Below are 20,118 nucleotides of genomic sequence, written 5' to 3' on the forward strand. Positions count from 1 at the left end.
TTAAGCGTTGATAGCTTCAACTACTAATTTTGTGTAAGGTTGACGGTGACCTTGCTTACGACGGTAGTTCTTTTTCGCTTTAAGTTTGAAAACAGTAATTTTCTTTTGCTTACCTTCTTTAACAACTTTAGCTGTTACAGTAGCGCCAGCAACTGTTGGAGCTCCAACTTTAACTGTTTCTCCACCTACGAATAAAACTTTGTCAAAAGTAACGATTTCGTCAGCAGCCACACCTAGTTTTTCAACATAGATTTCTTGACCTGCTTCAACTTTGATTTGTTTACCACCAGTTTCGATAATTGCGTACATTAAAATGCACCTCCTCTTAGACTCAGACTCGCCCGGAATTGCAGGTGACCTATAAAGGTACTTAAACCTGTTCAGCGCGGTTGCAGTAGCACGGGTGCTACAAACAATAACATTAAAATACTACCACATCAGAATTATCAAGTCAACCGCTTCATAACTATTTTCTCAAAAGCAGAACGGTATTTTCGATATTTCCAATCTCCAATTACTTTGCTCCATAAAAAGAGGCTTATAATTGCTAAAGACAATGTCTGCGGCAATAAATATAATAGTACGATAATTGTTACCGTAAGTAAATAAAAAGAAGCCGTTAAATAAAATTCGAAAATTTTAGAAAACGGCCGCCATTTCAAAATGCTGTAACATAGTATTCTTCCACCATCCAGAGGCCAAATGGGGATGAGGTTAATAGCTAGAATAAAGAACTGAACTTCTATTAATCTCGCACTGAGCATATCGGGCAGGAATAAACTGATAAAAATTCCGAGACATGTTGCAACCGGTCCTCCAATAGCGATAATGATCAGTTGCTGATAGGATAACTGCAATTCATCCTTAATCGTCATCTCCCCGCCGTAAGGAACGATTTTACATTGCGTTATCTTGGCTCCGACAAGCTTTGCAGCGATAAAATGACCTAATTCATGAAATAATAACGAAACAATAATAACACTGTATAAAGCAATATCACCATATAATACGATTGATAAGAGCAGTAACAAAAATAATGGATGAATCGTAATTTTCATCTAAATCGGCTGTTCCTTTAGCCAGCGAATCGTTTCTTCCATATTTAAAATTTCCCCGTTACGTTCAATCTGAATATAGAGTTCCCCGCTTTTTTTCGTAGCGACAACTGCACCTTTTGTTACCGTTGTATAAGGCAATACATAGAAGTCGTCCACAAAACCAAACGTAACCGTATCCCCTGTATCATAAACAACCGAGACCGTTTTCCCGTTATATTTTGTATGGCCCGTAAACACAATCATCCCATCATACAATGCATTTAATACGAACGGTTCATCATACACGAGTAAATATCCGTCATTAAAACGATCAATCGTCTCAAAGAGCTGTAATTGACTAATCGATACATCTGCACTAACAGGGAGCTGCTGGTCTTCATTAGACAACATATTCACCACCGCTTTTCGCATCATGACTAAATCATCCGAACTATAGACAACCGAATGAATGACACGTTTTGTAGCGATATCCCCATAATAATTACAGCTATAAATAACAACAAAGACAATACTCGCGATGAGCCACTGCCATTTTTTCAAGCTCACCATCCCTCTTTTTGCACTAGTATATGTCAGGAACAACAATACAATTCAGGAAAGCCTGTACATAGAAAAAAAGCTGTACAGAATAGTAGATTACATTCCATACAGCTTACTTCTTATTTAAATAATGCTTTTATTTTTGCAAAAACGCCTTTTGGCTGATCATCTTCCAAGGACATTAACGGCACAGAGTCCCCTAATATACGGCGTGCGATATTACGGTATCCCAATGATGCTTTGTTATTCGGATTCATGACAATTGGTTCACCTTTATTGGATGAACTGATAACATCTTCACTATCGACAATGATTCCCAATAAATCAATCGATAAATGCGTTGTTACTTCTGTAATATCCATCGCATCTCCATTATTCATCAAGCTCTTACGGATTCGGTTAATAATAAGCTTAGGCGGTTCGATTGGTTCCTGTTCCAGCAATCCGATAATACGATCCGCATCTCTTACTGCTGAAATTTCAGGTGTTGTCACAACAATGGCACGATCTGCACCAGCGACCGCATTGCGATAGCCTTGCTCAATACCGGCCGGACAATCAATTAAAATATAGTCAAACTCACGCTTCAACTCATCGATCAAAGCTTTCATCTGTTCAGGGTTAATCGCGTTCTTGTCTGTATTTTGGGCAGCAGGCATCAAGTATAGACGTTCATCTACACGTTTGTCCTTTACTAATGCCTGATGCGTTTTGCAGCGGCCCTCAATGACGTCCACTAAATCATAAATGATCCGATTTTCCAAACCTAATATAACGTCTAAATTACGCAGTCCGATATCCGTATCGACTAGACAAACTTTCTTACCTTGAAGTGCCAATGCCGTTCCTAGGTTTGCAGTCGTAGTAGTTTTTCCTACTCCACCTTTTCCTGAAGTTATAACGATTGCTTCTCCCACATTAGCGGCCCCTTCCTTATATAAGGTAGCTTTTTGAGCTCCAGTTTCATCAGTATTCTTAGAGAATAATAATTCTTCATCACTCATTTAGCTTCCTCCTTTGAATGTTGATAAATTCGGTCGTACATTTCTTATTTCCTGGATTCTATCATATGCTATTACATTATTTTCTCCAAGATAGGCAAAAATCTGATCGGTATTGTCTAATATATATTGCGACTCGTTCGTCATTACTTCCACATAATTCCCAATCAATATATGTGTTGGTTCAAAATGTGACGCGGATACAATTGCTTGTTCATTGCCATCCATGCCTGCATGCACAATGCCTTTTAACTTACCCGCAATATGTACATTACCCCCTGCCTCAATACGCCCGTTTGGATTGACATCACCTAACACAAGAATATCACCAGTAACACGAATCGTTTGTCCGGAACGCACAATTCCTACATATGTTTCAAAGCGACTAGTCTCAAGCAGTTTATGGCTTTCTTCTAATGTAATAACATCACTTTGAATTTTCTTCACACATAGCTTTTGCTGCCTTTCCACAATTTCCGTAAGCTGGTCTTTTTGCTCTTGCGTACAGTAACGTTTACCTAAGTGTAATTGTACATCTATTTTACCATCAAGATGGCCGTCTGTAACTTTTTTTCCAAGTTCTTCTACCAACTCTGTAAAAGAACATTGGTCATCCAAACGAAGTACTAACCCATCTTTTGTTCCTTTAATATGGATAAGTTGTTTTTTCATAGCTTTTTCAAGTCACCTCGCGCTACATAATAACGAAAAGAAAACAACCGGATTATGGATCCGCTTTGTTTCTTTTCGTTTTTTTAAAATGCTATTGTGCCCGTTGAAATACACGAGCGTTAAGACAATATTTAAACGCCCATGCAAGCATTATCAAAAATAATAGATTACCAATTGTTGTCGGAACTAACCGATTCACTAGGAACGGCTGAAGCGCCATCGTTGTAAATTGGAGCATATAGAAAAATTCATATACAACAAATTCGAAAACAATCATCAGCAATAATGCCAAAATCGTAGAAAATACTAGATGTGGATGAACACGTTTTACACACCATGCCGCTATATAACAGATAGCAGGATATAAAACCGTATAAAGACCAATAATATTAATATAAAACACATCAAAACAAAGTCCAAAAATAAGACCATAAATCATGGCTTTTTTTCGGCTGTAATAAATGGACAGAAAAATTAAATATAAAATTAAAAAACGCGGAATCAAATAATAGATTCCTTCACCCAACTGCAATGGGGAGAATACGGCAAACTCGGATTCAAGTAAAAACAGCAAGACAGCAACGAAGCCAATTAAAAATCGAGCGAGCATTACTTATCCCCCTCATTTTCATCGGCCGGTCCATTTACTAAATCTTCATTTGTACTGCCGCCATCAGAACCATCTACCGAAATTGTTTTGCGCTTAGCAATAATAACATGCTCGATCATTGAAAAATCTGCTGCTGGTTTGACATAGGCCATTTTCGTTAAACCGAAGTCATCAGTTGTCACTTCTGTAATCTCACCGATTAAGATACCTTTCGGGAAGATTCCCCCTAGTCCGGAAGACAATACTTTACCGCCTTCTTTAAGTTCCACTTTAGAATCGATACGCTTTAATAGTAATTCGTTACGCTCAACGTCATAACCTTCTACTAAACCATGAATTTCCTTATTCTTTTCATCATGTACAACCGCTGACACACGATAGTTTTCATTATTCGTATAAAGCAGTTCCACTTCTGAAGTATAAGGTGTTGCGATGACTATTTTACCAACTAGCCCTCGAGAAGTCATTACAGCCATGTTTTTTTCAACTCCATGTGCTGTTCCTTTGTTTAAAATAATTTTTTCTTCCCACTGATCAGGGTTTCTCGCGATGACCGTCGCCTGAATTGGGTCGAAATCACGCAAACTTTCCTCGATTGATGCGAGTTCACGCAATGAAGAATTTTCGGCCTTTAAAGTACTCACTTCTGCCTTTAGCACGGCAAAGTCTTCTAGACGCATTTTTAAGCGCTGGTTCTCTTCATACGTATTTAACAGCGAATCAATATTGCTAAAAATACCTGTTATGTAATTAGCCGGCTTTGCGACAAGGGATTGTGCAAAGCCAACTGTATCTTTAATAATTTTCTCGGGTAATGTTGCGTTATGACGATCACGTAAAGAGAAACCAATCAATGCCACTAGAAAAATCACGCTTACTAATAGGACAATTAACTTTTTATTAGAAAAATGTGGCACTGCCAGTCCTCCTTACTTCAGTTGTTGTGCGCGAATTAAAGCGATGTTGTCCAATGCTTTACCCGTTCCGATTGCAACACAATCCAGCGGATCTTCAGCAATAAATACAGGCATTTTTGTTTCATCACTGATTACTTTATCTAAATTACGTAATAATGCGCCACCGCCTGTTAAAACAATACCACGCTCCATTACGTCTGCAGATAATTCAGGTGGTGTTTGTTCCAATGTTTTCTTAACACCATCTAAAATAACAACAATCGCTTCATGTAAAGATTTTGAAATTTCATCTGATGTAATTTCAATTGTTTTTGGTAAACCCGTTAACAAGTCGCGTCCGCGAATTTCCATCGTTTCAGCAGGTCCTTCAGCAAGTGCTGTACCGATTTCTACTTTGATGCTTTCTGCTGTACGCTCACCAATTGTTAAGTTATATGTTTTACGGATGTAGGCGATAATGGACTGATCCATTGCATCACCACCGACACGTACTGATTCACTTGTTACAATACCGCCTAGAGAAATAACAGCTACTTCTGTTGTACCTCCACCGATATCAACTACCATCGAACCTGTTGGCTCCCATACCGGCAAGTTTGCCCCGATTGCTGCAGCAAATGGTTCTTCAATTGTAAATGCTTCTTTTGCACCCGCTTGACGACTTGCATCAATAACAGCACGTTGCTCAACCGAAGTAATACCATATGGCACACAAATCATGACATTCGGTTTCTTCCAGTTAGAACCCGATGCTTTCATTGCTTCTTTTAAATAATATTGGATCATTGCTGTTGTAATTTCGAAATCAGCAATAACGCCATCTTTCATCGGGCGGATTGCCACGATTGAACCCGGTGTACGACCGATCATATTTTTTGCGTCGTTTCCGACTGCTACAATATCGCCAGTTTTTGTATTTTTCGCTACTACTGATGGTTCACGTAATACAATTCCTTTACCTTTTACAAATACTAATGTATTAGCTGTGCCAAGATCAATCCCGACATCTTTATTCCCTAATCCAAACAAATTAAGTACTCCCTTTCTTATTAAAACGATTTCTAATTTATGATGCTAGCAAAATCATACGCTCTATTATAACGAATTACATCAAAAAATTATAGTGTTACAAGCACCGAATCGCGACTTTTGTCGAATGTTTTTTTCTACAACACTACTTTACTATTGTATTTCTATTTCCGTTACGAAACAAATAAAATTAATATGTAAGATTTAACAAAATCGCCACATGCTTATGACGAATATAACAAATAAAAGTTGCAATTGCGAAAATTGTCGACGAATTTTTAAATCCGTAATAATTGTTATCGCAATGTAATAATTTGAAACTTCTATCAGTGGGGGTTTTCTACCTCCCTGAATTAGAGGGAATACAATCTAAAACCGTCCCATCCTGTGACAGCACTTAGGGATCCATTGGGTTTTTACAGTATTCTGATTTCGTCTTACTACCTGTTAATTCGTGATTAAATAACTGCAAAATAAAAAGACAAACGCTTTAATACGTTTGTCCAGTTGCTTAGGATTCCTTAGAATTAGAAATATCCCTTTTCTTTCATGCTTATAAACTGATGATCACCGATGATAACATGGTCGAGCAAGTCCACCCCGACTATTTTACCTGCTTCATAAAGTCTTGTTGTGACATCAATATCTTCCGGACTTGGTGTCGGGATGCCGCTTGGATGGTTGTGGGAACAGATTATAGAAGCAGCGGAACGTTTTACAGCTTCGCGGAATATTTCCCGAGGGTGGACGATGCTGGCATTCAAGCTGCCAACAAAGATTGTTTGCTTATGAAGCACCTGATTTTTTACGTTGAGAAAGAGACAGACAAAATGTTCCTGCTGTAAGGACGTCATATCCTGCATTAAAAAGGTGGCTGCATCTTCCGGAGATCGAATAGTAAAGCGTTCTTCTAAATCTCTCGACGCAAGTCGTCTTCCCAGTTCAATCGCAGCGAGCAGTAAAACCGCTTTTGCTTCTCCAATTCCTTTTATCTCTGTTATTTCCTCCAGTGTTGCATGCTTTAAATTATGCAATTTTTCGAAGTTGATCAGTACCCGGTTAGCTACGGTCAACACAGACTCTCTTTTTGTCCCGGTCCCGAGCAAGATGGCGATCAGTTCCTGATTTGACAGACTCTTTGCTCCTTGGCGGATGAGGCGTTCACGCGGGCGGTCTGATTCATGAACATCATGGATTTTCATATTCAATAACGGTTGGACCGTCATTTACATCACTCCTAAAATGGTAGTTTTAGTAGTTGTAATGTAAGCAATTTTTGAACTAATGTAGCAATCGGTAAACCGACGACATTATTGTAGTCCCCTTCAATACGGTCAACGAGCATGGCGCCACTCGTTTGAATTCCGTATCCGCCTGCTTTATCGAATGGATCTCCTGTCTGAACATAGGCCTTGATCAATTGCGGAGAAATTTCTTTAAATAGTACGGATGTTACTTCTACAAAAGTATGCTCTGTTCCGTCAGCCAAAATAAGGGCTACAGCAGTCATTACTTCATGGCGATTCCCGGCAAGCTTTGTTAGATGCTCTATGGCTTCTTCCTCCGAAACAGGCTTGTGCAGTATTTGATTATTAAACACAACAATTGTATCCGCTCCGATAATACATTTCCCCTGACATTTCTTGGCCACATCACGTGCTTTCAACAATGCCACTTCTGTCACATATTCACGAGCCGTATCGACTGTTACGCTTGTTTCAACAACATCGCTCGTCACAATGGTAAACGGGATATTCAGCATTTGAAGCAGTTCCTTTCTCCTTGGTGAAGCAGAAGCTAATATTAGTTGTTCATTTGTAGTAAAATTCATTTCCAATCCTCCTATCCACTATAGTAACCGAGAAAAGGAAATTTGGACAACAGCCAACTCTAGTTGCAAATATACAAAAACAAGATTTCTGTATGTTTACATCGATTAAAATGTTACTTTCAAGCAATCCAAACTCTCAAAATAATTTATAAACATATGCAGACGAACAACATTCGGATTCGTGGAAAGCTTAGAAACTTCCGTCATAAGTGCCGTCCAGTCTTTTGGTACTTGTTGTTTGTCAATTGCTTCTGTATCTTCCAATGAGAACATTTTCGAATCTTTCAATGTGACCGGCAGCTGAAATTCTGCAGGATTAGGACAGCTGCTCATAATCGTAATTTTTTTATAAAATCCGGTCGGTACAATCGTTAATGCTGTTTCGACTTTTTCTGTGTCCAGTCGGGACCAGACAAAATACTGCTCGTCCACTTTAACAACTGCTGCCTTATTTAGCGTAGGATAAGTGCCTAAAAATTGTGCTGCACTATCAAAATTTGAAAAAACACCATGCTGCAACGCAAAATACTGTTGCTGTACTTGCTGCTCCTCAGGTGTTTGAACTGTCGGGATTGTTTCTGCAGCTTCTTCGGTTGTCGTCGGTAGTTGCAGAATAAAAACAAATAGTATGACGCCAGCAAGCCCTGTAATACTTCCAATGAACATTGCTTGAAAAATGGCATTATTCCTTAAAGCTTTCATCGTTGCCACAGCTCCATCTCTTTTTCATACAATAATAGCAAAATAGCGATAAAAAAAGAGGAGACTGCTGTCGCCTCCCTATAAAAAGTTTTCGCTATTATTCCTCATTATTTGCAATTGAAGTCCGTTTGGTTCTATTAATTTGCTTTTCAAATCAGTTTGGACGCTTTCCACGGGCACTCGTGACCTTGGAGTCACAGGCATCGTGCTTTTCCTGTAGGAACCGTTTCTCCAGCTGCATTAGTGCATATTTCGTCGAATTTCACTTAGTAAATAAAGTGAGCCGGTTACAATTCGAACCGTGTCACCTTTTACTAAACCTTGTAAAAATTCGTTTACATCATCTATTATTTGTTTTTCCTTCGCTTGACTAAGTTCGTAAAGAGTCATTGCCTGCATTGCACGTTTATTATGAATATTGGCGAAATAAAAAGCATCACCGACTTCTTCCAATAACTGCAGAATTGTTTTGATATCCTTGTCCGCCAGTAGCCCGATAATAAATTCAATTCGCTTATTCGGAAAATTCTCTTTAACCGTATCAACCAATGACTGAATGCTTGCAGGATTATGCGCTCCGTCAAAATAAAGATTGGGGCGAATTTGTTCAAAGCGCCCGGCAAGTGTTGCATTGTTCACACCATTGCGGATTTTTTGAACATCTAGCAGCAGTTCGAATTTCTTTATAACTTCCAGAAAAGCAGTAATGGCCAATACCATATTATGCCCTTGATGTTTCCCCAATAGCTGACGCTGTAAATCGGAAATAGTAATTTGCTGTAATGGGTACTCATACGTTTCTGTCCCATCAAGTTTTGTAACGAAAAAATCCTTTCCAAACTTGGATAATAGCACATTTTTTTGAATGGCTTCTTTTTCGAAAACTTCCGTAACCTCTTCTGTCATATCCCCAATGACAGCAGGACGGTTTTCTTTCAATATACCGGCTTTATGATACGCGATACTCGTTAATGTATTGCCCAAAAAATTCGTATGTTCCAAAGCAATACTCGGTACTACCGAAACAATCGGTGTCACAACATTTGTACTGTCTTCTCTGCCGCCCATGCCTGCTTCGATTAATACTAAGTCCGGACTTTGCTCAGCAAAATATAAAAGCGCAACTGCCGTCAACAGTTCAAAGTCCGTTAGTTTTCCGCTAAGCCCCGCTTTCGCCAATTGCTGAAACATCCGATCCATCTGTTCATTCGTGATTGGACGGCCATCAACCTGTATTTGGTCATGAACATCCACAATGCAAGGTGACATGAATTTCCCGACCGATAACCCGTATTCCCGTGCCATCCCTTCAATGAAAGCCAATGTTGAACCTTTTCCGTTCGTTCCCGCTAGATGAACGACATTCAGTTGTTTTTGTGGCTCACCTAACTTACGGAGCGCGAATTCAATTGCCTCCAAACCCGGCTTGATCGCTTGTTCACTTTTCACTTGCCAACGCTCTTTATATACTTCCAGTAATGGAATCATGAAATCCACTCTCTTTCTATAAACAGACTGCGCACTTCAGCGATAAAATACAAAGAGCCGGTAATAACGAGCAGCTCGTCTTCAGCCAAATGATTCATTTCTTTTTCAATTAGCACCTGCCAGTTTGAATGCATAAACTTTTTTGAATGTGTACTTTGTTCAAATAACTGCTTCGCTGTTGCTGCACGCGGCAGATCAATTTGTGTGAAGTGCATTTCAGATGCGACATCATCCATTAACTTTATACTTACTGCATGATCCTTGTCCTGTAATGCAGCATAGACAAACTTCACTTTATGCTTCGGCGCGGTATCTTTCAAAGTTTTAATGAGGGCAGTCGTCCCTTCCGAATTATGGGCACCGTCTAAAATGACATTGTGGCGTACCCGTTCAAAACGCCCTTCCCACTTTGCATGCTGCAAGGCCAGTTTTACTTTTTTTGCATCAAACGATGTAAGGAATAAATCGGCTGCCGTAATGGCAAGCGCGGCATTCGCCTTTTGATGTTCCCCTGCCATCGCAAGTTCAATCTTGTCAATGCTGATATTGCCTCTGTAGTCAAAAAAAGCACCTTTTTGATTCTCTACATAAAAGTGTTCGCTTATCGTATAAATCGGTGCATGCTGTTGTGCTGCGGTTTGTTGAATTACCGCTAGCGCTTCCAGATTTTCTACTCCGACAACGACCGGCTTACCTTGCTTAATAATTCCGGCTTTTTCTGCGGCAATTTCCGCATACGTTTCCCCTAGCATATCTGTATGTTCAAGCGATATCGTAGTAATAACACTCACTTCCGGGGTCACAACATTTGTCGAGTCCAAACGTCCGCCAATACCGGTTTCAAGCAAAGCGATATCCAATGATCGCTCCGAAAAGTATTTTAGGGCAAGTAATGTCATGAACTCAAAAAAGCTTGGAAACTTTCCGTCCAATTTATTTTCAACAACTTCCGCAATCTCGTTTGCAATACGTAAAAAGTCCTCATCGGAAATTTGCTGTTTATTGATCGTCACCCGTTCATTCGCACGCTCTAGGTGCGGAGATATGAAGGCACCGACCGTTAAGCCATGCTCGATTAAAATCTCACGCGTTGCATTCAATGTTGAACCTTTTCCATTGGAACCTGCAAAATGAATGAATTTCGTTTTTTGTTCCGGATTGCCAAGTGCATCCAGGATAATCTTCGCCGACTGTAATGGTTCGCCTTTATATTGGCTTGCTTTTAACTTAAAAATAAAATTTGTGCACTGCTCCATCGATTGAAACATTATGTTCTCTCCCTAATACGGCTAATATGTAATATATTTTATTATAGCTGAATTAAAAGAAAGAGGTACCATTATACGGTACCTCTCTTTGGCATTACATGTTTTTCAGTTCTGCAATGCGTTTTTCAACTGTTGCGTATTTTGCTTCATAATCCGCCAGTTTTTCGCGCTCTGTTGCTACTAATGCTTCCGGTGCTTTTGAAACGAATCGTTCATTTGATAACTTTCCAGAAACTAATTTTACTTCTTTAGCCCATTTGTCGAGTTCTTTTTCAAGACGTGCGATTTCTTCTTCAATATTGATTAAGCCTGCAAGTGGCATGAAGATTTCTGCGCCTGAAACTACTGCTGACATTGCTTGTGCTGGTGCTTCAAGATTCGCCCCGATTGTTAAGCCATCCGGGTTACAGAATTTTTCAATATAGCCTTTGTTCACTTCAAGCACTGCCGATGTTTGTTCATCTTTTGCTGAAATCGTCATCGGTACTTTTTTGCTCATTGGTGTATTCACTTCTGCACGAATATTACGTACTGAACGGATAATATCCATTAACAGCTGCATATCGCCTGCTTCTGCCGTAAAGTTGAATGCTGGGTTTACAGTCGGCCATGCAGCTACCGTAATAGACTCACCTTCATGTGGCAAGTGCTGCCAAATTTCTTCTGTTACGAATGGCATAAATGGGTGCAGTAAACGCATCGTATTGTCTAAAACGTACGCAAGAACTGAACGTGTCGTTAATTTAGCTGCTTCATCTTCACCATACAACGGCAATTTCGCCATTTCGATATACCACGAACAGAAGTCATCCCAGATAAAGTTGTAAAGTTCACGGCCTACTTCACCGAACTCGTATTTATCAGATAAAGTTGTTACACGGTCAATCGTTTCGTTCAAGCGTGAAAGAATCCATTTATCCGCTGTAGAAAGGTTGCCTGTTAAATCGATTTGTTCAAATGTTAGGCCTTCCATGTTCATCAATGCAAAACGAGAAGCATTCCAGATTTTATTTACGAAGTTCCATGTAGATTCTACTTTTTCTGTAGAGTAACGTAAATCTTGACCTGGAGATGAACCTGTTGCAAGGAAGTAACGCAATGAATCCGCACCATATTGGTCGATTACATCCATCGGGTCAACCCCGTTCCCAAGAGATTTAGACATTTTGCGTCCTTCAGCATCACGAACTAAACCATGGATTAAAACGTCTTTAAATGGACGCTCGCCTGTAAATTCTTTCCCTTGGAAAATCATGCGACTTACCCAGAAGAAGATGATATCATAGCCCGTTACCAACGTATTTGTCGGGTAGTAGCGCTTGAACATTTCAGATTCTTCATTTGGCCAATCCATTGTAGAAAACGGCCATAAAGCAGATGAGAACCACGTATCAAGAACATCTTCGTCCTGTGTCCAATTCTCAGCATCTTCAGGTGCTTCTTTTCCTACATAAAGCTCGCCTGTTTCTTTGTTGTACCAAGCTGGAATTTGATGACCCCACCATAATTGACGTGAAATACACCAGTCATGGATATTTTCCATCCAGCGGTTATATGTGTTTTCAAAACGATTTGGTACGAAGTTTACTTTTTCATTTTCATCTGCTTGCATTTTTAATGCTTCTTCAGCTAGTGGAGCCATTTTTACGAACCACTGCTTAGAAAGGTATGGTTCTACAACAGCATTCGTACGCTCTGAGTGGCCTACTTGGTGTACATGTGGCTCGATTTCTATTAATACGCCTGCCTCTTGTAAATCCGCAACAATTTGCTTACGGCATTCGAAACGATCCATACCCGCATATTTACCAGCTAAGTCATTCATTGTACCATCTTCGTTCATTACTAAAATACGTTCTAAGTTATGACGATTACCAACTTCAAAGTCGTTCGGGTCATGTGCTGGTGTCATTTTTACAACACCTGTACCGAATTCCATATCTACATAGTCATCTGCAACAATTGGAATTTCGCGACCTACGATAGGTAAAATGACAGTTTTCCCTACTAAGTGTGCATAGCGCTCATCTTCAGGGTGTACAGCTACACCAGAGTCACCTAGCATTGTCTCCGGACGAGTTGTTGCAACGCGTAGTTTACCTGAACCATCAGCAAGAGGGTATTCCATATGGTAGAATGCGCCTTCTACTTCTTTGTGAATTACTTCGATGTCTGAAAGGGCTGTTTTAGCAGCTGGGTCCCAGTTAATAATACGCTCACCACGGTAAATATAGCCTTTTTCGTATAATTTAACGAATACTTCTTTTACAGCATCCGATAGGCCTTCATCAAGTGTAAAACGCTCTTTTGAATAGTCTAAGCCTAAACCTAGTTTCGACCATTGTGCACGGATGTGAGAAGCGTATTCCTCTTTCCATTCCCATGTTTTTTCAAGGAACTTTTCACGGCCAAGATCATAGCGGGTAATACCTTCACCGCGCAGTTTTTCTTCTACTTTCGCCTGTGTCGCAATACCCGCGTGGTCCATACCCGGCAACCATAGTGCGTCATATCCTTGCATGCGTTTCATACGAATTAAAATATCTTGCAATGTTGTATCCCAAGCGTGGCCAAGGTGCAGCTTACCTGTTACGTTTGGCGGTGGGATAACGATAGAGTATGGTTCCTTATCGCTTGTTGGATCTGCTTCGAAAAATTTGCCTTTTAACCACCATTCATAGCGGCCGGCTTCAGTTTGCTGCGGATCGTATTTTGTTGGCATTGTTATTTCCGTCATAATGAATCTCTCCTTTGTCACTTTATAATAATTGGACATAAAAAAACTCCCTTCGTCTTAAAAAAGGACGAGGGAGTTAATTCGCGGTACCACCTTTATTTCCGAGGGGCTTAAGTCAATCGTTCGCATTCTTCGTCTCCACTCAGCAATCCTCACGAACTATTTGTTCATTGTCGTTGCTTCGTCGTTACTTGACTGGCAAATGCTTCTTTTCAACATTTCCCCGTCATGCGCTCGCATAATTTCCTTAAGCTTTTCGGCACTTCATTCGATAACGGTGTTTAACCGGATCCTAGCTACTGTTAGTTCACTAAGTCAGCTCCTAGGCTACCTTCTGCATGGTTGATGGAGAAACTTTTCAGCTACCGTTTCCTCTCTTGCCATCAATCTCATACGTACTCTTCCTAATCTTCGCTTCAATTATATAGTTGCACTTTATTTTAAGCTGTTTTTAATGAAATATCAAGCACGAATGGGGAATATACTTTAACACGTTATCCGTTCTCTTCACATATACTATGCAAAAGGAGTCTGGACATTGCGAAAAAACTACAATCCATATTTATTGCCTCCATGGCTGAGAAAATTCCGTTTCTTTATGCGCCATTGTATTTTGCCGATTACGATTTTTCAGGCGATCCGAACGGTCTTGCTTCCGACAACGGGTGATATATTATTGCTGGCCCTTCTAATTTTATTTACTTACTTATTGCTCACAGATTTCATTTAACAAAAAAATGTTCCGTAAGCTTCAATTCTTACGGAACATTTATTTATTTTTTTATTTGTATTTGTACACGGCTATACGCATCGGCCAACTGTTCCAGGAAGTCAAGCTCATGTGGAACGGTTTGGGCCAGCTGCGTTGATTCTACCTCTACTTCTGCTTCTACTTCTTTTTCCGCTTGAAGTCGGGGTTGTACTTCTTCTACAGGCTTTTGCTCCAAAACGATTTCTTCAACTGGTGCGGGCTTCTCAACTTCAGCTATTGCTTGTACTTTCTTTTCCACATCACAATGGACAGCCCAGCTGCATGAGCAGTAGCCATTATTTGGTTCTACTTTTATGTCATTTATGCGAAGTGAGACAGATTCAATATCATCGTTTGGAAAATCTACTGAAAAAGGCAGGGCATATTCGAAATAACCATGATCTTTTTCAATATCCATATGCTCGATATAGATACCTTCCTCCGTTTCATCCTCGCGTGCTACATGATCAAATTGAATATTTCCTTTTACTACATAAATTCCTCTTACTACGACGGAATCTTCATTAATTTCTTCATGCCATTTCGGTTCTACTACTATTTTAGAATTCTCTTGAACATTTCCTAATTGCTTTGGAAATGTAAATGTCTCTTTCATTTCCCACTGTTGCATAAAAAATCCCCTCCCTACGCTTACATTATGCATAGAAAGGGAATTTATGATTTATTTATCGTGCTAATTTTTCAAAGACATTATGGAATGCCTGAACTGTTTTTGCGATTTGTTCTTCCGTATGCGCTGTTGAAATAAATAGTCCTTCAAATTGTGAAGGCGGCAAGAAAATTCCTTCTTCAGCCATCAGTTTAAAGTATTCAGCAAATAGCTCTAAATCCGAACTTTTTGCCGAATCAAAATCAATTACATCTTCGTTAGTAAAGAAGAAACCAATCATCGACCCTGCGCGATTCACTGTATGTGGAATATTGTATTTCGTAGCTGCTGCACGGAAACCTTCTTCCAACTGGTCTCCTAGCTTGCGGAAGTATTCATAAGAGTCTTTGTTTAAGCGGCTTAATGTTTCATAGCCGGCTGTCATAGCAAGTGGATTACCTGATAATGTGCCTGCTTGATAAATCGGGCCTGCCGGAGCGATTTTCTCCATAATTTCACGCTTTCCGCCAAATGCACCAACCGGTAAACCTCCGCCGATTACTTTCCCTAAACAAGTAAGGTCAGGTGTAATTCCGTAATATTCCTGGGCACAGCCATAGTCTACACGGAAGCCTGTCATTACTTCATCGAAAATTAAAACCGTTCCATTTTCTTCTGTCAGCTTACGCAACCCTTCCAGGAAACCTGGCTGTGGTGGAACAACACCCATATTGCCTGCAACCGGTTCTAAAATAACTGCCGCCAAATCAGCGCCGAATTTTTCGAATACTAATTTTGCTGATTCCAAGTCATTGTATGCAACCGTTAGTGTATTTTTGGCAATATCAGCCGGAACACCAGGTGAGTCAGGTAAACCAAGCGTCGCAACACCCGAACCCGCTTTAATAAGCAGCGAATCCCCATGACCGTGATATGAACCTTCAAATTTTAAAATTTTATCGCGTCCTGTAAATCCACGCGCTAAGCGAAGTGCAGACATTGTTGCTTCTGTTCCTGATGATACGAAACGAATCATTTCCATTGAGGGCAAACGGTCCATTACAAGTTTCGCCAATTTGTTTTCGGAAACAGTTGGTGCACCAAATGATGCGCCTTTAGCTGCCTGATCCTGAATAGCCGAAACAACTTCCGGGTGTGCATGTCCTAGAATTAACGGACCCCACGATAGGACATAGTCAATATATTCATTGCCATCGATATCTTTAATAACTGCACCTTTGCCCGAATCCATAAATATCGGATCCAAGTTTACTGATTTAAATGCACGTACAGGAGAGTTTACTCCTCCTGGCATTAAATCAACCGCTTCTGTGAATGCTGCTTTTGACTTTTCATAACTACGCATATTATTTTTCCTCCAACCATCGACAGACGTCTTTTGCATGATAAGTAATGATTAAATCCGAACCTGCACGTTTCATACCTAATAATGTTTCTAGTACAACCGCTTTTTCATCAATCCAGCCATTTTGTGCAGCTGCTTTTACCATTGAATATTCGCCTGAAACATTATACGCCACAACAGGCAGCGGGAAGCTGTTTTTCACATCACGGATAATATCCAAATATGCTAATGCCGGTTTCACGATTAGGAAATCTGCACCTTCTTCAACGTCGGAAGTTGCTTCACGAATCGCTTCCATTCGATTGGAAGGATCCATTTGATACGTTTTACGGTCACCGAATTGTGGTGCCCCTTCCGCTGCTTCACGGAATGGTCCGTAATAGCTTGAAGCGTATTTCACCGCATACGACATAATCGGAATATGCTGGAAGCCTGCTGCATCCAAACCTGCACGAATTGCCGTTACAAAGCCGTCCATCATGTTTGACGGAGCAATAATATCAGCACCGGCTTTTGCTTGAGAAACTGCTGTACGTGCCAACACATCAAGTGATGGATCATTTAAAACTTGTTCGCCTTCAATGACACCACAATGACCGTGGTCCGTAAATTCACATAAGCAAGTATCTGCTACGACTAGAATCTCTGGATGACGCTCTTTAATTAAGCGCGTCGCCTTCTGTACAATCCCGTGATCATGGAAAGCACCAGTGCCGACTGCATCCTTTTCTTCAGGAATTCCGAACAGTAATACCGCACGAATGCCTAAATCTACAATTTCATCCATTTCAGCAGCCAAATTATCTAATGATAACTGGAACACGCCCGGCATTGAACTTACAGGGTTTTTAATATTTTCACCTTCAATAATAAACAACGGATAAATAAGGTCTTCTTTTTGTAGGTATGTTTCTTTTACGAGTGCACGCATCGCTGCATTTTGACGTAAGCGACGGTGACGCTGGAAATATAGTTCTGTCATTTTGTCTGTTCCTCCAGGATGAGCTGTTCAATTACAGCTTGCATCGTATAGATTTTCGGTTGCACCATTGGCTGTACCCCATGCTTTTCAAGGGCCGCTGTTGTTACATGACCAATCGATGCAAATTTCACATTTCGCCAAGCTACATGCGGCACAATATGCTCAGCATAAATATCAACCGCAGAAGGGCTGGCGAATATTACAATCGGTTGTTTTTCGGTCAGCAGGCACTGTGTTAACTGCGCAAAATATATACTGCACGGACGTGTTTCATAAACGGTCCATTCATCTGCTCCGGTACCTTCGTGTATCGTTTTTTTCGCCTTCGATCCGCGTATAAATAATGCACGTTCTCCTGGCATCATTGAAAATTCCTTCACAAATACATCAGCACTGTAAACAGTTGGCATAAAATGAATGTTATAGCCGTGCTCCTTTAATAAAGCAGCTGTCTTTTCACCGACAGCTGCAATTTTCATTGTTGCAGGAATCGTCTGTTCATGCCGTATACATTTATCGACAAAGCTTTTCACCGCATTTTGACTCGTAAAAATGAGCCAATGATAGGCCTGTAATTCCTGAAGATAGAATTTATCTTCCTTAGAAATCTTTTCTACTGTTTCGATTAATGGATAATTATAAACTTTCCCGTGATGTTGCTCAATCAATTGCTCTACAGTTCTTACAACGGCCGACCCTGTAATAATCAATGTTTTTCCTAAGAGTGCATTACTCGGCATCTAGCTCAGCCTTTACTTTTTGAATTAAGTCAAAGGCACCTTGCTCTGTTAATTTTGCGGCAACTGCTTTACCAACCGCATCCGCATCTGTACCTGTCAACGTTTCTTTATACGTTACAGAAGCATCCGGTGCTGCCACGAGACCAGTTAAAGTAATTGTGTCACCTTCTACTGTTGCATAACCGGCAATCGGGACTTGGCAGCCGCCATCCATTGCAGCTAAGAACGAACGCTCGGCATGTGCTGTAGCCCATGTTGTGGCATCCGTTAATTTTGTCAGTTGTTCAAGCAGCTCCGTATCATCCGCACGGCACTCAATCCCTAATGAACCTTGTGCAACTGCTGGAAGGCAAATATCTGTATCTAAATATTCCGTAACGACTTCATCGCTCCAGCCAAGTCGTTTCAAGCCTGCTGCGGCTAAAATAATCGCATCAAAATCTTCAGTTTCCAGTTTTTTTAGACGTGTATCGACATTTCCGCGAATCCACTTAATTTCAAGATCTGGACGTGCTTGTAATAATTGTGCGCTACGACGTAATGAACTCGTTCCAACGATTGCCCCTTTTGGCAGATCAGCAAATTTCACATGACCATTTGAAATAAAGGCATCGCGCGCATCTTCTCGTGGAGGGATACAGCCAATGATCAACCCTTCCGGCAATACGGCAGGCATATCTTTCATCGAGTGCACGGCAAAATCGATTTCTTTATCATATAGAGCTTGCTCGATTTCTTTAACGAATAGACCTTTACCGCCAACTTTAGAAAGCTGTACATCTAAAATGCGGTCGCCTTTTGTTACAATTTCCTTAACTTCAAAATCAAATGGTACGCCAGCCTCTTTTAGCTCATTAATAAACCAGTTTGTTTGTGTTAATGCTAATTTACTTTTTCGGGATCCTACAATAATTTTTCTCACGTTACTCCGACCTTTCTATTCTGCTAAACCCACAGATGGAAATTTGATAATTTGCTGCCGAGGAAGAAATTAATGACTACGAGTAAAAATAAATAAACATGCACTTTAGCATATACCATGCCAATTAATTTCCCTCTCTGATGCAGCAAGAAAATAATTAAGTAAACTATCGATACGATAAACGAACCTAATATTTTCACATCGAAAATTGAAACATTCTCTAATGTTAAAAATGCCCATTCTAACCCTAAAATTAAACTTATTAATAGCAATGGAATACCAATAATGGTTGATAAATTAATCCACTTCACCATTTGCTGTAAACTTGGCAAACGTGACCATAAATTAGTAAGCTTTTTTCGTTTTAATATGCGATATAAAATTAAATATAGCAGCGAGAAGACAAACGCAACAGAAAAAGCTGCGTATGACACAATCGCAAAACTAATATGGATTAGCAGCATTTCCGAAACTAATGAATCACTGACAATCTGATTGTTCGTTTGAGGGGCAAATAAATGGATTGTCATAAACACAAAGCTCAATACATTAATAAAAAACACCGGCAAATCTACACGTACAATGCAATGAAGGATGATTGAAAGTGTCGTTAAGAGCCATGCATAAAAGAATACCCCTTCATATAACGATAAAATCGGAAATCTTTTCGTTTCAATGATAAACAAGACGATAAATAAAGTTTGCAGCACCCAAACGATCGAAACAAACCAAAAAGCTACGCGTCTGATTTTTATATTTTTATAAAGATAGTCTGTGAAATATAGTACGATACAGAGCCCATAGAGAATGATCATGAGCTCATATAATCTTGTCATTACCATTTCTGTCATATGCACCCTTCTCCTGATGGAAACTTACTAAAAAAAGCGCTTT

General features: G+C 40.0%; 21 protein-coding genes and 2 other annotated features. Of the genes, 1 reads left to right on the plus strand and 20 read right to left on the minus strand.

Annotated elements, in window-relative coordinates:
• The 14 genes from rplU to MHH37_RS13710 all read right to left on the minus strand — a co-directional run bounded on the left by rplU (position 1) and on the right by MHH37_RS13710 (position 13,853).
• Positions 1 to 309, minus strand: coding sequence for a 50S ribosomal protein L21 (gene rplU / locus MHH37_RS13645; protein ID WP_008405205.1), 309 nt, complete (start codon positions 307 to 309; stop codon positions 1 to 3).
• A gap of 14 nt (positions 310 to 323) precedes the next feature.
• Positions 324 to 401, minus strand: a sequence feature (ribosomal protein L21 leader region).
• 45 nt (positions 402 to 446) lie between these two features.
• Positions 447 to 1,058, minus strand: coding sequence for a site-2 protease family protein (locus tag MHH37_RS13650; protein WP_008405204.1), 612 nt, complete (start codon positions 1,056 to 1,058; stop codon positions 447 to 449).
• On the minus strand, positions 1,059 to 1,598 hold the full coding sequence (locus MHH37_RS13655) for a membrane protein (protein WP_008405203.1): 540 nt from the start codon (positions 1,596 to 1,598) through the stop codon (positions 1,059 to 1,061).
• 119 nt (positions 1,599 to 1,717) lie between these two features.
• Entirely contained in the window at positions 1,718 to 2,515 is a 798-nt protein-coding gene (minD, locus tag MHH37_RS13660) for a septum site-determining protein MinD (protein ID WP_039966703.1), read from the minus strand.
• An 87-nt stretch (positions 2,516 to 2,602) separates the two neighbouring features.
• A complete protein-coding gene (locus MHH37_RS13665; RefSeq protein WP_014823334.1) occupies positions 2,603 to 3,271 on the minus strand; it encodes a septum site-determining protein MinC in 669 nt (222 codons plus the stop codon).
• Between the two features lie 91 nt (positions 3,272 to 3,362).
• Positions 3,363 to 3,881, minus strand: a complete 519-nt coding sequence (mreD, locus tag MHH37_RS13670; RefSeq protein WP_008405199.1) for a rod shape-determining protein MreD — start codon at positions 3,879 to 3,881, stop codon at positions 3,363 to 3,365.
• Positions 3,881 to 4,798 carry a rod shape-determining protein MreC gene (mreC, locus tag MHH37_RS13675; protein WP_008405198.1) on the minus strand — a complete coding sequence of 306 codons (918 nt, stop codon included), beginning with the start codon at positions 4,796 to 4,798 and terminating at the stop codon, positions 3,881 to 3,883. Before mreC ends, mreD begins: the two co-directional genes overlap by 1 nt.
• 12 nt (positions 4,799 to 4,810) lie before the next feature.
• Positions 4,811 to 5,827 carry a rod shape-determining protein gene (locus MHH37_RS13680; protein ID WP_008405197.1) on the minus strand — a complete coding sequence of 339 codons (1,017 nt, stop codon included), beginning with the start codon at positions 5,825 to 5,827 and terminating at the stop codon, positions 4,811 to 4,813.
• 527 nt (positions 5,828 to 6,354) lie between these two features.
• Entirely contained in the window at positions 6,355 to 7,053 is a 699-nt protein-coding gene (radC, locus tag MHH37_RS13685; protein ID WP_008405196.1) for a DNA repair protein RadC, read from the minus strand.
• 11 nt (positions 7,054 to 7,064) lie between these two features.
• A complete protein-coding gene (locus MHH37_RS13690; RefSeq protein WP_342573528.1) occupies positions 7,065 to 7,658 on the minus strand; it encodes a Maf family protein in 594 nt (197 codons plus the stop codon).
• 105 nt (positions 7,659 to 7,763) lie between these two features.
• On the minus strand, positions 7,764 to 8,369 hold the full coding sequence (locus MHH37_RS13695) for a hypothetical protein (RefSeq protein WP_014823331.1): 606 nt from the start codon (positions 8,367 to 8,369) through the stop codon (positions 7,764 to 7,766).
• A gap of 231 nt (positions 8,370 to 8,600) precedes the next feature.
• Positions 8,601 to 9,848: a folylpolyglutamate synthase/dihydrofolate synthase family protein gene (locus MHH37_RS13700; protein WP_342573529.1), complete on the minus strand. Its 1,248-nt coding sequence runs from the start codon at positions 9,846 to 9,848 to the stop codon at positions 8,601 to 8,603.
• Complete coding sequence (locus MHH37_RS13705) at positions 9,845 to 11,116, minus strand: folylpolyglutamate synthase/dihydrofolate synthase family protein (protein WP_342573530.1); 1,272 nt, start codon at positions 11,114 to 11,116, stop codon at positions 9,845 to 9,847. Before MHH37_RS13705 ends, MHH37_RS13700 begins: the two co-directional genes overlap by 4 nt.
• A gap of 94 nt (positions 11,117 to 11,210) precedes the next feature.
• A complete protein-coding gene (locus MHH37_RS13710) occupies positions 11,211 to 13,853 on the minus strand; it encodes a valine--tRNA ligase (protein WP_342573531.1) in 2,643 nt (880 codons plus the stop codon).
• A 60-nt stretch (positions 13,854 to 13,913) separates the two neighbouring features.
• Positions 13,914 to 14,274, minus strand: a binding site (T-box leader).
• A gap of 117 nt (positions 14,275 to 14,391) precedes the next feature.
• Between MHH37_RS13710 and MHH37_RS13715 the strand changes: the two genes are divergently transcribed.
• Complete coding sequence (locus tag MHH37_RS13715) at positions 14,392 to 14,583, plus strand: hypothetical protein (protein WP_014823256.1); 192 nt, start codon at positions 14,392 to 14,394, stop codon at positions 14,581 to 14,583.
• Between the two features lie 43 nt (positions 14,584 to 14,626).
• Here MHH37_RS13715 and MHH37_RS13720 read toward each other — a convergent pair whose 3' ends face one another.
• Genes MHH37_RS13720 through ccsA form a run of 6 tightly spaced genes read right to left on the minus strand, consistent with a single transcriptional unit; the run spans position 14,627 to position 20,075 of the window.
• Complete coding sequence (locus MHH37_RS13720) at positions 14,627 to 15,235, minus strand: hypothetical protein (protein WP_008405190.1); 609 nt, start codon at positions 15,233 to 15,235, stop codon at positions 14,627 to 14,629.
• A 55-nt stretch (positions 15,236 to 15,290) separates the two neighbouring features.
• Complete coding sequence (gene hemL / locus MHH37_RS13725) at positions 15,291 to 16,580, minus strand: glutamate-1-semialdehyde 2,1-aminomutase (protein WP_008405189.1); 1,290 nt, start codon at positions 16,578 to 16,580, stop codon at positions 15,291 to 15,293.
• Position 16,581: 1 nt separating this feature from the next.
• Positions 16,582 to 17,562, minus strand: a complete 981-nt coding sequence (gene hemB, locus MHH37_RS13730; RefSeq protein WP_342573532.1) for a porphobilinogen synthase — start codon at positions 17,560 to 17,562, stop codon at positions 16,582 to 16,584.
• Complete coding sequence (locus tag MHH37_RS13735) at positions 17,559 to 18,302, minus strand: uroporphyrinogen-III synthase (protein WP_342573533.1); 744 nt, start codon at positions 18,300 to 18,302, stop codon at positions 17,559 to 17,561. The genes hemB and MHH37_RS13735 overlap by 4 nt, the downstream gene beginning before the upstream one ends.
• Positions 18,292 to 19,224 (minus strand): hydroxymethylbilane synthase, encoded by a 933-nt coding sequence (gene hemC, locus MHH37_RS13740; RefSeq protein ID WP_014823253.1) that lies wholly within the window; start codon positions 19,222 to 19,224, stop codon positions 18,292 to 18,294. Before hemC ends, MHH37_RS13735 begins: the two co-directional genes overlap by 11 nt.
• 23 nt (positions 19,225 to 19,247) lie before the next feature.
• Positions 19,248 to 20,075, minus strand: coding sequence for a cytochrome c biogenesis protein CcsA (gene ccsA, locus MHH37_RS13745; protein WP_342573534.1), 828 nt, complete (start codon positions 20,073 to 20,075; stop codon positions 19,248 to 19,250).
• Positions 20,076 to 20,118: the final 43 nt, after the last annotated feature.

Source organism: Solibacillus sp. FSL K6-1781 (assembly GCF_038630735.1).
In the GTDB taxonomy this organism is placed as follows: Bacteria; Bacillota; Bacilli; order Bacillales_A; family Planococcaceae; genus Solibacillus; species Solibacillus silvestris.

Excerpts from the sequence above, each read along its gene's own strand:
- rplU (WP_008405205.1), bottom strand. The coding sequence starts at position 309 with ATGTACGCAATTATCGAAACTGGTGGTAAACAAATCAAAGTTGAAGCA.
- MHH37_RS13650 (WP_008405204.1), bottom strand. The coding sequence starts at position 1,058 with ATGAAAATTACGATTCATCCATTATTTTTGTTACTGCTCTTATCAATC.
- MHH37_RS13665 (WP_014823334.1), bottom strand. The coding sequence starts at position 3,271 with ATGAAAAAACAACTTATCCATATTAAAGGAACAAAAGATGGGTTAGTA.
- mreD (WP_008405199.1), bottom strand. The coding sequence starts at position 3,881 with ATGCTCGCTCGATTTTTAATTGGCTTCGTTGCTGTCTTGCTGTTTTTA.
- radC (WP_008405196.1), bottom strand. The coding sequence starts at position 7,053 with ATGACGGTCCAACCGTTATTGAATATGAAAATCCATGATGTTCATGAA.
- MHH37_RS13690 (WP_342573528.1), bottom strand. The coding sequence starts at position 7,658 with ATGAATTTTACTACAAATGAACAACTAATATTAGCTTCTGCTTCACCA.
- MHH37_RS13700 (WP_342573529.1), bottom strand. The coding sequence starts at position 9,848 with ATGATTCCATTACTGGAAGTATATAAAGAGCGTTGGCAAGTGAAAAGT.
- MHH37_RS13705 (WP_342573530.1), bottom strand. The coding sequence starts at position 11,116 with ATGTTTCAATCGATGGAGCAGTGCACAAATTTTATTTTTAAGTTAAAA.
- MHH37_RS13710 (WP_342573531.1), bottom strand. The coding sequence starts at position 13,853 with ATGACGGAAATAACAATGCCAACAAAATACGATCCGCAGCAAACTGAA.
- MHH37_RS13720 (WP_008405190.1), bottom strand. The coding sequence starts at position 15,235 with ATGCAACAGTGGGAAATGAAAGAGACATTTACATTTCCAAAGCAATTA.
- hemL (WP_008405189.1), bottom strand. The coding sequence starts at position 16,580 with ATGCGTAGTTATGAAAAGTCAAAAGCAGCATTCACAGAAGCGGTTGAT.
- hemB (WP_342573532.1), bottom strand. The coding sequence starts at position 17,562 with ATGACAGAACTATATTTCCAGCGTCACCGTCGCTTACGTCAAAATGCA.
- MHH37_RS13735 (WP_342573533.1), bottom strand. The coding sequence starts at position 18,302 with ATGCCGAGTAATGCACTCTTAGGAAAAACATTGATTATTACAGGGTCG.
- ccsA (WP_342573534.1), bottom strand. The coding sequence starts at position 20,075 with ATGACAGAAATGGTAATGACAAGATTATATGAGCTCATGATCATTCTC.